Annotated in this window: 10 protein-coding genes; 9 read left to right on the forward strand and 1 reads right to left on the reverse strand. The window is 75.0% G+C overall.

From position 1 onward, the window contains the following. Positions 1 to 4: 4 nt before the first annotated feature. On the reverse strand, positions 5 to 955 hold the full coding sequence (locus OG627_RS06350) for a hypothetical protein (RefSeq protein ID WP_329062286.1): 951 nt from the start codon (positions 953 to 955) through the stop codon (positions 5 to 7). Positions 956 to 1,096: 141 nt separating this feature from the next. On the opposite strand from OG627_RS06350, the gene OG627_RS06355 reads away from it, so the two are divergent. The 9 genes from OG627_RS06355 to OG627_RS06395 all read left to right on the forward strand — a co-directional run bounded on the left by OG627_RS06355 (position 1,097) and on the right by OG627_RS06395 (position 12,893). Next, positions 1,097 to 1,552, forward strand: a complete 456-nt coding sequence (locus OG627_RS06355) for a VOC family protein (protein WP_329062288.1) — start codon at positions 1,097 to 1,099, stop codon at positions 1,550 to 1,552. Between the two features lie 173 nt (positions 1,553 to 1,725). After that, on the forward strand, positions 1,726 to 3,954 hold the full coding sequence (locus tag OG627_RS06360) for a hypothetical protein (RefSeq protein WP_329062290.1): 2,229 nt from the start codon (positions 1,726 to 1,728) through the stop codon (positions 3,952 to 3,954). A gap of 1 nt (position 3,955) precedes the next feature. After that, complete coding sequence (locus OG627_RS06365; RefSeq protein ID WP_329062291.1) at positions 3,956 to 5,230, forward strand: TRAFAC clade GTPase domain-containing protein; 1,275 nt, start codon at positions 3,956 to 3,958, stop codon at positions 5,228 to 5,230. Further along, positions 5,227 to 7,911: a GTPase-associated protein 1-related protein gene (locus OG627_RS06370; protein ID WP_329062293.1), complete on the forward strand. Its 2,685-nt coding sequence runs from the start codon at positions 5,227 to 5,229 to the stop codon at positions 7,909 to 7,911. Before OG627_RS06365 ends, OG627_RS06370 begins: the two co-directional genes overlap by 4 nt. Next, positions 7,908 to 9,512, forward strand: a complete 1,605-nt coding sequence (locus tag OG627_RS06375) for a TRAFAC clade GTPase domain-containing protein (protein ID WP_329062295.1) — start codon at positions 7,908 to 7,910, stop codon at positions 9,510 to 9,512. Before OG627_RS06370 ends, OG627_RS06375 begins: the two co-directional genes overlap by 4 nt. Positions 9,513 to 9,579: 67 nt before the next feature. Next, entirely contained in the window at positions 9,580 to 9,711 is a 132-nt protein-coding gene (locus tag OG627_RS06380; RefSeq protein WP_329062297.1) for a hypothetical protein, read from the forward strand. Positions 9,712 to 9,865: 154 nt separating this feature from the next. Continuing rightward, positions 9,866 to 10,528, forward strand: coding sequence for a vWA domain-containing protein (locus tag OG627_RS06385; RefSeq protein ID WP_329072421.1), 663 nt, complete (start codon positions 9,866 to 9,868; stop codon positions 10,526 to 10,528). Continuing rightward, positions 10,522 to 11,568, forward strand: a complete 1,047-nt coding sequence (locus OG627_RS06390; RefSeq protein ID WP_329062298.1) for a protein phosphatase 2C domain-containing protein — start codon at positions 10,522 to 10,524, stop codon at positions 11,566 to 11,568. The genes OG627_RS06385 and OG627_RS06390 overlap by 7 nt, the downstream gene beginning before the upstream one ends. Beyond that, positions 11,565 to 12,893 carry a protein kinase domain-containing protein gene (locus tag OG627_RS06395; RefSeq protein WP_329062300.1) on the forward strand — a complete coding sequence of 443 codons (1,329 nt, stop codon included), beginning with the start codon at positions 11,565 to 11,567 and terminating at the stop codon, positions 12,891 to 12,893. The genes OG627_RS06390 and OG627_RS06395 overlap by 4 nt, the downstream gene beginning before the upstream one ends. The last annotated feature ends 67 nt before the right edge of the window (positions 12,894 to 12,960 follow it).

A 12,960-nucleotide genomic window follows, 5' to 3' on the forward strand; every position in this document is an offset into this window, starting at 1 on the left:
GGACCTATTCCGGGAGGTCCCGCGCGCTCAGCCGCTCCAGCAGCTCGTGGAAGTCGTCCCCGACGACGATCCGCAGCCCGTCGCCGTCCCGCGCGCTGAGCTGGGTGAGGGTGCCGCCGCGCCACCAGTAGACGTACGGGCTGATCGCCCCCGGCGTGTCCTCGTACCCCGAGGCGGCGAACGACGCCAGCGCGTTCAGGGACGGGACGACGGTGGTGTCCCTGATGACGTGGAAGGCGAGCTGATGCCGGAAGGGCATCGCGACGAGGGCGCCCTCCGGCGGGATCCACTGCCCCGTGACGTCCCGTACGACCGACTCCAGGGCCAGCACCCGGCTCGCCGTGTAGAAGGAGTCGCCGAGGATCACCTCGTAGCGCATGCCGTCGGCGTCCTTGACCGTCTCGCGGCCCTCCACCGGCAGCTCACGGAGGTTCTCCAGCGCGCGCTGCCGCAGCCGCCGTATCTCGCCGAGCGGCTCCAGCGCCTCGTCGGTGAGCATCATGACGCTCTCGGGAAGGTCGAGGGCGAGCACCTCGTACAGCCCGGGGGCGACCGAGCGCGCGTATCCGAAGGACTGCGGGTCGAGGCTGTCCTCGCCGATCACCCGGGGGTAGAGCTGGGCGCGGATCTGTTCGGGCGGCAGGGTGTCCAGGGCGGAGGGGCCGTCCATCGTGCGCAGCACCATGCCCGCGTGCCGGCGGGCGAGGTCGCCCCAGACCCGCGGCCCGCGCTCGTCGTTGTGGCAGACCGCCGCGAGATTGCCCAGACCGAACCGGCGGCCGGAGCTGTCCGTCACCATGTCCGCGTAGAGCGTGACCTCCAGGCCGTGTTCCGCGAACGCCTCGCGGACCTGGCCGCGGAAGAGGGCGGCCTCGTCGACCGAGAAGAAGGAGAACGCGGGGTCCCGGGGCGTGTCGCGCCCGTCGCGCTTCGGCCCTCGCCGGAACAGCCCCACACCATCGCCTCCGCCCGTGTCCGTCGTGTCCGTTTCGCGCGCTCGCCGCGCGAGGCTCCCCGTGATCGCCCCCACCTCGATGCTAGCGCCCCGCCGGGCCATGCTTGCGACCTGACAAGTCATACGTATAACGTACTTCTCATGTCACATATCGCCCTGGTCACTCTTGTCGTGGACGACTACGACAAGGCCATCGCCTTCTACACGCACGCGCTCGGCTTCGAGCTGGTCGAGGACACCGACCGGGGCAACGGCTCCCGCTGGGTCGTGGTCCGCCCGCGACCGGCCGCCGGCCCCGCGAGCCCGGCCGACGCATCCACGGACTCTGCCGCCGCCCCCGGGGTCCCGGCCCCCGACCGCTCGTCCGGCCTGCTGCTCGCCCGCGCGGGCGATGACGCCCAGCGCGCGAGCGTCGGCGCGCAGACCGGCGGCCGGGTCGGCTTCTTCCTGCACACCGAGGACTTCGCCCGCGACCACGCCCGCATGCTGGCCGCCGGTGTCCGCTTCCTGGAGGAGCCCCGCCACGAGCAGTACGGCACGGTCGCGGTCTTCGAGGACCTCTACGGCAACCGCTGGGACCTGCTCCAGCCCGCATAGGGCATATCGCACCCCCAGGGCCCGTCGCCGTGTCCCGTCCTTGTCACAGAAGTCCCGTCCGGCCGGGCCGAAAGGCCGGAATGCCCAAAAAGCTGTCGCGAGCGGTGAAAGATGCGGTAGAAGATCTGCTGGGACGGTGACGCAGAGCTGAACAGGGGCTACGGGGGCGCACGGTGGGGCTGGAGTTCGGGTATCACCTCGGCCTGCCCTCCGCCCTGCCCGGACTCCCGCTCGCTCCCCTCGTCCCCGGCTACCGCGAACTCCTCGACCGGCAGCGCGCCTTGGGGCTGCGGCACCTGGGCGAGGCGCTCGTCGCGCGCGGCGGGAGGCTGCGCGTGCTCGACGGCGTGTATCTGCCGCGCGCGCCGCGCGGCTGGCGGCGGCTGGACGGCGACACGCTGCGGCGGCTCCAGGGGAGCGGCTCCGGCGACGGGGCGCTGCTGCGCCGGTTGGAGACGCTGCACGACCGGGATCCGCAGGCCCTGCGGCGCGTGCTGCTCTACCAGTTGACCGAGCTGTTGCAGGACGATCCGGACGGTGCGCGGGCGGAGACCGCCGTCGCGCTCGGTGTCGATCCGGACGAGGCGGCGGCGCTCGTGTACGCGGCTCGGGCGCGGCGGCGGCTGAACCGGGATCAGCGCGGCGCGGCGGAGGGGCTGGAGGACGCCTGGCGGGACGGGCGGCTGCGCGGCGCCGTACGGCTGGCCGCGCTGCTGCCCGCCGACGGTGGACAGGACCCGCCGCTGGCCCGGCGGTTGCGACGGATCGCCGCGCGCGAGCGCGAGACGGCGCAGGTCCTCGACCGGGCGCGGCTGCTGGACGGCGCCGGCGACACGGAGGGCGCCGGCGAGCACTATCTGCGCGCGGTCCGGCTGGCGTCCGACAGCGGACGGGCGCTGCGCGGGCTCGTCGGGGCGCATCTGCCCGCCGAGGGCGCGCCGGAGCGGCTGACCGCGCGACTGGCCCCGGACGCGGTGGAGTTGTCCTGGGACACTGCGCTCGCCCAGCGGGTCCCGGACTCCTGGCGGGTCATCAGGCTCACCTGTACGCCCGGCCGTTCCCCGATCGTCGCCGGGATCCCGGCGAGGGGGACCACCCGGGCCGGTTCGGCGCGCGACGCGAGTCCGCCGTTCGGGAGCGAAGTCCGGTACGCGGTGCTCCCGTTGCGCGGCGGGAGGGCGGACGCGCCGCCGCTGGTGTCGGCGCCGCTGCGCGTCATGCCCGAGGTGACCGGACTGGTCCTCACCGACGGCCCCGAACGCCTCGAAGCGGCCTGGCACGAGCCGCCCCGGGCCGCCGGGGTCACCGTGACGCTGACGGATTCCGAGGGCCGGGAGGTCGACGCCGGGACGCCGTCCGCCGGGTTCACCGCGCGCGGGCTGGCGCCGGGCGCATACCGGGTACGGATCCGCTGCCACTACCGCGCCGGGAACGGCCGGGACGTCGCGTCGCCGGGCGTCGAGGCGTCCGGCACCGTCCGCGTGTGGCCGCGGCCGGTGCTCGCCCTCACCGCCGAACCGCACGGCGGCGGGGTGCGGTTCGGCTGGACCGGCGGCGCGGGCGCCACCGTGCGCCTGGTGGAGTGGACCGGCGCGCCACCGGCGCCCGGTACGGAGCTGCCGGCCGTGTCCGCGGCCTCCCCCGCGCCGCTGGACTGGCCGCGCACGGGCGAGGTGTCCTTCCCGCCGCCCGGCACCACCACCCGGGTGGTGGCCCTGGCGGTGCTCGGCGACCGCGCGGTGGCGGGTCCCGACGTCCTCGTCGATGCGCCGCACCCGGTCACCGGGCTGACCGTCGAGCGCACCGACGAGGGGCTCGCGCGGATCGGCCTCGACTGGCCCGACGGGGCCGGGCAGGTGACGGTGGCCGTGACGCAGGACGGGCGGCACGCCGAACACCGGGTGACCCGCAGCGTGTTCGTGCGCGAGGGGCTGTACGTGCCCGTGGCGCGCTCCGGGGCCCGGGTCGCCGCGACCCCCGTGACGACCGTCCCGGACGCGGTCGTCGTCCCGCTGGGCCGGGCCGAGACCGTGCTGCCGTCCGAGGTGATCGTGGCGTACGGCATCATCCCGGGGCCGCGCCGTCCGCTGCGCAGGAAGCCAGCCACCGTCCGGGTCACGCTCCGCGCGCCGGACGACGAACCGGCTTCCGGGCTGCCCGAGTTCGTACTGGTCGCCCGTTCGGGCGACAGCCGTTCACCGGTCCGGCCGCGCGATCCGGGCGACGGTACGGTCGTGCTGCGGCTCAGTGGTGCGGAGCTGCGGCGCGCGGGTACGGTCGAGCGCGCGCTCCAGCCGGCCGGCTGCCCGCCCCCGTACGCCCTGCGCGGTTTCCTGCTCGGCGGCCGGGCGGCCTCCGTACGTCTCCAAGAACCCTCCCCCGCTCACCTGGTGGTTCGCTGACATGACGAGCGTCATCTGTCCCTACTGCTTCGACCGCGCTCCGGCCGCGCGGCTGCCCTACCGCTGTCTGATGACGGCGACGGGCGTCCGGGGCGGCACGCCCTGCGCGGCCGAACGCGACGATGTCTGGGGTGAGTTCATGGGGCCGAGCGTGCCTCCCGCGCTCCGGATGAGAGGGCCGGTCTTCACGCCCGGACGGGGGCGCGCCGGACTGGGCGCGCTCGGGGCGCTCACCGGGCCGCGCGGCGGATCGCGCGCGGCGTGCCCCGGCTGCGGGGTGTCCACCCCGGTGCGGGTCTGCCGGAGCTGCCACAGCGACCTGCCCAGCGACTACTGCGACCAGGACAGCCGCATCATCGCGCTGGTCGGCGCCAAGGCGTCCGGCAAGAGCACCTATGTGTCGGTGCTGGTGAACGAGGTGCGCAACCGGGTGGGGCGCGCGTTCGACGCGTCGCTCGCCGCGATGGGCAGCGACACCCAGCGCCGGGACCGGGAGATGGCGGAGGACCTCTACGAGCGGCTGCGGCTGCCCGGGACCACCCGCCCGGCCGCCCTGGGCTTCAACGACCCGCTGCTGTACCGGCTGAGCCTGCCCCGCCGGGGGCGTCTCGGCGACGGCACCCGGCACACCGCGCTGGTGTTCTTCGACGCGGCGGGCGAGGACCTGAAGAGTTCCGAGGCCATGGACCGCTACACCCACTACCTCGGCGCGGCCGACGGCATCATCCTGCTCGTCGATCCGCTCCAACTCGGCGCCGTACGGGACCAGCTGGTGCCCGGTGAGGGCCCTCCCCCGCCCGCCGTCGAGACCCCGCCGCAGCAGATCGCGGCCGATCTCGCCGCGCAGCTGCGGGCGCACGGGCGGGGAGGTTCGCGCGGCCGGATCTCCACCCCGATGGCCGTCGCGATCAGCAAGTCGGACATGCTGCGGCCGCTGCTGGGCCCGCACTCCGCCGTCCTGCGCAACGCGCCGCACAGCGGGGGCGCGCTGGACGACGACGACCGGCTGGCCGCGCACGAGGAGCTGCGCTCGCTGATGGACGGCTGGGACTCCGGGGCGCTCTACCGGCAGTTGGAGCGCGACTTCGCCGAGCTGTCCCTCTTCGGGGTCTCCGCGCTCGGCTCGCCGCCGCCGTCCGACGCCCCGGCCGACGCGCCCACGTCGGGGCCCCGGCCGCTGCGGGTGGAGGACCCGCTGCTGTGGCTGCTCGGGCGGCGCGGTCTCATTCCCGTACAGAAGAACAGCACGTCGCGGAGTAAGGGAGCCGGCGCATGAGCCTGGCACAGCTGCACTACACCTCGGCCCCGCCGGGACCCGACGGGTCCGGCTTCCGCTTCACGGCGGTCACGCCCGGCGTCCCCGAGTCCCTGCTCAGAGAGGCCGAGCAGCTCATCGGGTACGAGCCGCCGCACGAGGCACCGCCGCGCCCGACGGCGGCCGAACTCGACCTGTTCCCCAAGGCGTTCAGCCACAGCGTGCTCTCCGACGGGAGCCGGCTGCTGGCCAGGACGGTGTACACGGGCGCCGACTACAGCGGGCGCTGGGGGAACTTCCACGCCCATGCCGTCCACGTCCCGGCGGACACCCCGCTCTCCCCCGGCGTGCCTCCCATCAGCGCCTGGGACTCCCCGCAGTGGGCGGCCGGCACCCCCGAGGGCGGCAGTCCGGCGCCGCTGGCGGAGCTGCCGGTGGCGCGGAGCTTCGACCGGCGCGGGCTGGTGTCGTTCGCGGCCGGCCGCGCCGCGTGGCTCGCTGAGTTCTTCGCCGGTCTGCGCGAGCTGGTGCTGCGGGAGACGGCGCCGCAGATCGTCCTGGTGGAGCGGGACAGCGCCGATGTGGCGCGGTGGATCGCGCTGGCCAGTACGGTCCTGCCGCGCGCGAGCGCCCACCGGCTGACCTTCACCACGTACACGCGCCGCCCGCAGCTCGCCCGGCAGCAGATCGTCGGCGTGCTGCCGGACGACGCGCAGGGCCTGGACCGGCACGATCCGCGCTATCTGGTGCTCGACTGCGCCGGGGGCGGCGGCCCGGCCCGCGAGCCGCGCCCCGCGCACGGGACGGAGCGCCCGGCGCCGGACGCCTGGGCGCTGACCGCCGCGCGCGTCTGGCTGGGCAGGGCGCCCGAGCTGTTCGCCGAGGCGGCCGGGCTGCCGGGCGGCCGGTTCACGGCGGGGCCGCTGGCGGCGCTCGCGCTGTGCACGGGGATCAGCCCGGGGACGGACGGCCGGACGGAAGCGGCCCGCTGGGCGCGCGAGCCCGCGCACACGCACGCGCTGGACACCGAGCGGCTGCCCCGGTTCCTCGACGGGCTGTGTGCGCCCGCCGAGGACCGTACGCCCGCCGAGACGGCCGCCCTGGCCGGGCTGTTCGCGGCCCTCGACGGCCGGGCTCCGATGGCAGCGACCGCGCCGCTCGGGGCTCTCGTACTGACCGAGGCGGTCCGTACGCCGGACGCCGGGATCGACCTGGGCGCACTGCGCCCCGCCTCGCTGCCCGGCGATCTCAGGCGCCGCCTGGCGGCCGAGCTGGCCGACGAGCTGCGCGACGGCGTCGCCGGTGCGGCGGCCGACGACGGGCCGCCCACCACCCGCGCGGTGGAGCTGCTGCGGGTCGCCGAGCCGCTCGGCGTGGACTGCGCGGATCTGCTGCCGGGGCTCGCGCGCCGGCTGTCCCAGGCGCTGATCACCGACCCCGAGCGCGCCTACACGCCCGGGGTGGCGGCCGCGCTGGAGGACCACTTCGATCTGCGCAGCGCGCTGCTCAGCGCGCTCGACGCGCTGGCCGCCGCCGATCCCCCGGCCGCCGTCCGGCTGCTCGGGCTCGTCCCGCTCTCGCCGCAGGGGGTGCAGACGCTGCCGCATCTGCGGATGTGCGCGCGGATGTCCGCGCCCGGGACGCCGGTGGGTGCCCCGGCCGGGGGCGCGGTGGGTGGCACGCCCGGGGGCCCGGTGGGTGCCGCGCCCGGGGGCGCCGGCCGCTTCCCCCCGCTCGGCGACGACCGGGTCACCGCGCTCAACGAGGTGCTGCGCGCCTCCGGCGTCTCCCCGTTCGCCGACCCGCTCGTCCTGCGCACCGCCGTCCGGCTGGTGTGGGACGGCGGGGCGCCGACCGCCGGTGAGGCGCGGCTGCTGCTCGCCGAGACCGGCTCCGACGCGCACCGCGCGGCGGGCACCTGGAGCGCCCTGGTGGGGGCCGCGCTCGACGGGCCGGGGGACACGGCCCGGGAGCCGTCCGCCGACCGCCGCGGCGACGCGTCCGCCGCCGCCTCGCAGGCCCTCGCGCGCTACCGCGCCGACGCCCCGGATCTCGCCCACGACCTGCTGCGCTGCTTCCCGCGCGAGCTGGAGGCGCGGCAGCGCGGCGCCCTGCTGCTCCTCGAATTCGCCGGAAAGCTGGTGGCCGGCACGGCGGACACCGGCTGGACGGAGCGGGCGCTGTCGCTGCGCGCCGTCGCGGAGCCGGTGGAACCGGCCGTACTGGACACGGCGTTCGGGGTCCTTGCCCGGGGTCTGCTCTCCGAGGAACGGCCCGACGGCGAGCTGTACGCCCTGGTCCACTGCGGCGATCCGGAGCTGATCGCCGCGTACGACCGGGCGGCCCGCGAGGAGCGGGTGCGCGAGCGGCTGCGCACCGTACCCGCGTACGCCGCGGACTGTTTCACCGCGTGGTCCTCGCTGCCCGGCGCCAACCGGGCCTGGGACGAGACGCGTACGGGCCTGCTCGACAAGGTGCTGCGGCCCGTGGTGCGCGCGCTGCCCGCCGAGGACACCGACGCGGTCGAGCGGTGTCTGCGGCGTACGGCGAGCAGCAGGGCCGAGGAGTTCCGTACCTGGAACCGGCCGGGCGCCCTGGGCCGGCTCGGTCTGCGCTTCGGCGGCCGGGGCCGCCGGCCCGTCCAGGACGGGCCGCGCGTCGGCGGGGTGGAGCCGCCGCGTGAGGACGGCGGCCGGCCGTGATCTTCCCGCTGCTGGCCGCCGTCTGGCTGGGCACCCTCCTCCTGCGGCTGACCGTGGGGGCGGCCGTGCTGCTCTGCGTGGGCTACACGTTCTGGCACTTCCTCGGCCTCTCCCTCACGTCCGCGGTGCGGGTCCTCGGCCCGCGGCGGGCCGGGGTGCCCGATCCGCGCATCCCCCGGTTCGGCGCGGGCGAGACGGCCCACCGGGCCTACTGGTCGCGGCAGATGTGGCTGGACGGCCGGTCCGCCGCCGACGGCGCGCTGGGCGCGCTGCGGCACCGGCTGGTGGCGTGGTGGTTCGGCCGTACGGTACGCAATCTCCTCGGCGGCCGCAGGCCCGGCGGGTCGCGGGGCCGCAGCCCGCTGAACCGTACGGTGCTGCGCCTGACCGCGCCCGCCGCCGCCCTGGGCGCGAGCGCTGGGGCGCTGCTGGCGGCGCTGCTCGTCTCGGCGGTGCTCGCCGTCCTCGCGCTGCTGCTCGGCGTGGTGTACGCCGCGGGCGCGGCGACGGCGCTCGCGCTGCGCCGCGCGGACGCGCTCGGGCTGCGGGCGCGCTCGGTCCGTATGAAGTGCCCCCACCCCGGCTGTTACCGGCCGTTCCCGCTGGCCGTGCACACCTGCCCGAACTGCGACACCGCCCACGCGGCGCTGCGGCCGGGGCGCTACGGCGCGCTGTGGCACACCTGCGGCTGCGGTCTGCGGCTCGCCACCACCGCGTTGGCGCGCCGGAGCCGTCTCACGATGCGCTGCCCGCACTGCGCCCAGGACCTGCCCGGGGCCGTCGCCGGTACCCGCGTCGTGCACCTGCCCCTGGTCGGGGGTACGTCGGCGGGCAAGACGATGCTGCTGGCCGCGATGGTCGCCGGACTCCAGTCCTTCTCGCGCGGCGGCCCGTTGACCCTCGACTACGCCTCCACCACCGATCAGCGGAACACCGGATCCCTCAACCAGCAGCTGAACAGCACGGGTTGGGCGCTCAAGACCCAGGGCGGCCAGCCCCGGGCCCTGATGCTGTCCGTCGGCCGGGGCATGCGGCGCCGGCTGCTTTACCTGTACGACCCGATGGGCGAGTCGCTGCGCGACGCCGGTTCCGTACGGGAGCAGCATTACCTGGCCCACGCGGACGGGGTGATCCTGGTCGCCGACGTACTGGCCGAGCCGCAGGTGCGGCGGGCCCTGGACGACGTGGACAGGCTGCGCGCGGCGGGCGCCCGGCCCGCCGAGCAGGGGCCGTTGGACACGTACCAGCGGCTGACGGGTGAGCTGGCGGCCCTCACCGGACGGCGGCGGCGCCTTCCGGTGGCGGTCGTGATCACCAAGCGGGACACCCTGGACCGGCTGGAGAGCCTGCCCGTACCGCCGGACCAGGGGGCATCAGGCGAACCGGGCGCGCCCCTCGAAAGCTGGCTGACGGAGATCGGGCTGGGCGCGCTGGTGCGTGGTCTGCGGCACGACTTCGGGACCGTCCGCTACTGGTCGGTGAGCGCGCACGCGGCCACCGGCGCCGGGGCGCTCGACAGCGAGCAGCGGCGGGCCGCCGCACCGGTCCTGTGGCTCCTGTCGCGCTCGGGACTGCGCGTCGCGGCGGCGGCCGGGAAGTGACCGGCCGGAGACGATCCGCGGGAAGGAGAGCGAAGAGAGATGACGGGGAAAGGTGGTCGAACACAGCATGCCGGTGGTGACTCCGCATGTCGTACGAGGGCGCAGGATGGTGCTCGGCCTGTTCATCGCCGCGCTGTTGATCACCGTCAGCACGCTGCTGGCGGTGACCCTCTGGCTCCTTTCGGGGCTGGTCGGTTGAGCCCGCCACCGCGCGGAGAACCGGCGCCGGGACAGGAACCGAGCCTGATCCGCGCTTCGAACCGACATCCGAACCGACATCCCAACCGACAGCTGTACCGGAACCGAATCCGAAACGGGAGGACATGGGTGTGAGTGACATCCCCGGTGGGCCGATGGCGAACCGGCCGGTCCACTTCATCTGGCTGCTGGACTGCTCCTACTCCATGCAGGGCCAGAAGATCGGCCAGCTCAACTACGCGATCCGGGAGGCCGTCCCGGAGATGCGCTCGGTCGCGCACGACAACCCGGCGGCGCAGCTCCTGCTGCGTACGCTGACCTTCTCCACCACCGCCCAGTGGCACCACAAGGACCCCGTGCCGGTCGACGACTTCGTCTGGCAGGACGTGCCCGTGGACGGAGTCACCAATCTGGGTGAAGCGCTGCAACTGGTCGCGCTCGAACTCAGGTCGCCGCCGATGCCGCAGCGCGCCCTCAAGCCGGTGCTCGCGCTGGTCTCCGACGGGGTGCCCACCGACGACTGGCGGGCGGGCCTCAAGGCCGTCGACGCCACGCCGTGGGGAAAGAAGGCGGTCCGGGTGGCGATCGCCATCGGTGAGGACGCCGACCGGGACGTGCTGCGGGAGTTCCTCGGCAACCCCGAGCTCCAGCCGCTGGACGCCAACAGCCCCAAGCAGCTGGCCGCGGCGATCCGCTGGGCCTCGACGGCTGCGGTCAAGGCCGCCTCGCAGCCGGTGGCCGGCCTTCCCGACCCGCTGGTGAAGCAGCCGCCCTACGCCCCGCCGCAGCTGGACGACGACGATGACGACGTGTGGTGAACGTGGTCGACGCACCGCGCTGGGAGACGCTCGCCGAGAGCGTCCAGGGCGTCAACAAGCAGCGCAATCAGGACGCGTGCGTGGTGGACGGCACGGGCACCCTTGAGGAGCCGCTGGTGCTGGCGGTCGCGGACGGCCACGGCTCGGCCAAGCACGCCCGCAGCGACATCGGGGCACAGCGCGCCACGGACCTGTTCGCCGCGCACGCGCGGGAGTTCGCGGCGCTCGCCAGGGCGGAGGGCTCGGCGGGGCCGCCCAGCCTGAGCCGGCTGATGCACTACGCCCGGCATGTGATGCCGCGCAGGCTGGTCGCGGCCTGGCAGCGGGAGATGCTGGGCCACTACGACCGGAACCCACCGCGCCCTGCACCCGGCTCCGTACCCCCGGCCCCCGGATCAACCCCGGGATCCGGTCAGCTGCCCGGATCCGGCTCCCGCCCCGGGCCCAGCGACGAGCAGCGACTGCTGCTGTACGGTACGACGCTGATCGGCGCCGTCCTGACGCCACGGCTGTTCGCGGCGTGGCAGCTCGGCGACGGCGAGCTGGCGGTGATCGAGTGCGACGGCCGGCCGGCACTGCCGCTGGCGCCCCTGGAGGCGGACCTCGGGGACGAGACGGAGTCGCTGTGCGGCCGGGACGCGTGGCGGCTGATGCGCGTGCACTGGGCGCCGATCGTCGACCCGGCCCGTACCCCGCGGCTCATCACGCTCTCCACGGACGGCCTGTCCAAGAGCTACGCCTCGGACGAGGGGTTCTCCCGGTTCGTGACCGGTCTGGACAGCAGGCTGGACGACGAGGGCACCGAGAGCGTACGGGCCGCGCTGCCCACGTGGCTGGCGAAGGCGGCGCGGCACTCCGGCGACGACACCACGCTCGCGGCCGGGCGACGGCTGCCACCCGGACCCGCGCCGGCACCGTCGCGGCCCGGACCCGACCGGCACGACCCGCACGACCCGCACGACCCGCACGACCCGCACCACGGGAACGACACGCACGACACGCAGCACACGCACGACAGGGACAACGGGGAGAGACGATGACCGGCATGCTCGACAGCGGCACCCGCCTCACCGCCGACAACGGCGACGAGGTGGAGGTCACCCGGATGCTCGGCGCGGGGGGCCAGGGCGAGGTCTACCAGGTGACGACGGCGCGCGGCGACAAGGCGCTCAAGTGGTACTACCCGGCCTGCGCGACCCCCGAGCAGGAGGAGATCGTCCAGGACCTGGTGGACCGCGGCTTCGACGACGACCGGTTCCTGTGGCCGACGTCCTACGTCCGCGCGCCGCACGGGTTCGGGTATCTGATGGACATCCGTCCGGACCGCTACAAGGGTCTGCCGGCCCTGTTCCGGCGGCAGCTGCGGACCACGCCCCGCGCCCTGCTGGCGGCGTCGCTCTACACGGTGGAGGCGTACCAGGCGCTGCACTCGGAGGGGATCGCCTACCGCGACATCTCCTGGGGCAACATCTTCTTCGACCCGGACACCGGCGAGGTCCTCGTCTGCGACAACGACAACGCGGTGGTGGAGGGGGACAGCAGCGGGATCTCCGGGACCATGGAGTTCATGGCGCCCGAGCTGGTCCGCGCGGACCGGGGCGCCAGGCCCGGCACCCAGACCGATCTGCACTCGCTCTCGGTCCTGCTGTTCATGCTCCTGATGAACCATCACCCGCTCAAGGGCAGGAACGAGTTGGCGATCCACTGCCTCGACGAGGCGGCGGAGCGGAGGCTGTACGGCAGGCAGCCCCTGTTCGTCTTCGACCCGGCGGACAACTCCAACGCGCCCGACCCCGTCGAGCAGTCCACGGTCCTGCACACCTGGGCCGCCGCGCCCCGGACCCTTCAGGACCTCTTCACGCACAACTTCACCACCGGGCTGCGCGATCCGGCCACGCGGGTACGGGAGTCGCAGTGGCGGGACGCGCTGCGGGCCGTGCTGGACTCGGTGGTCGACTGCGCGCACTGCGGGCGGCAGAACATGACGGAGCCCGAGGAGACGGACGCGGGGACCTGCTGGTCCTGCGCGGGGGCGCTGGTGCTGCCGCCGCGGCTGGTCATCACCACTCCGCCGCCGCGCACCGAACGCCACGTCCGGCTGCGCCGCACCGCCAAGCTGCACACCCACCATCTGGCGCCGGAGCCCGCGCGGCACGACTACAGCGACGCCACGCTCGTCGCCGAGCTGACCGAACACCCCAGCAGGCCGGGCAGGTTCGGGCTGGCCAACCGCTCGGACACGGAGTGGACCGGGACCCGCTCCGACGGGACGAGCCAGCGCATCGCGCCGGGCCAGACCGTACCGCTGCGCTCCGGTCTCGAACTCACGCTCGGCGGGGCGCAGGCCGTCGTACGGGCGAAGTAGCCCTCCTCACCGCCGCGTTGCCCGTGCCGGGCCGGAGTTCCGGCCCGGCGCGGGACGGGGGCGGAGT

Source organism: Streptomyces sp. NBC_01429 (assembly GCF_036231945.1).
Lineage (GTDB): Bacteria > Actinomycetota > Actinomycetes > Streptomycetales > Streptomycetaceae > Streptomyces.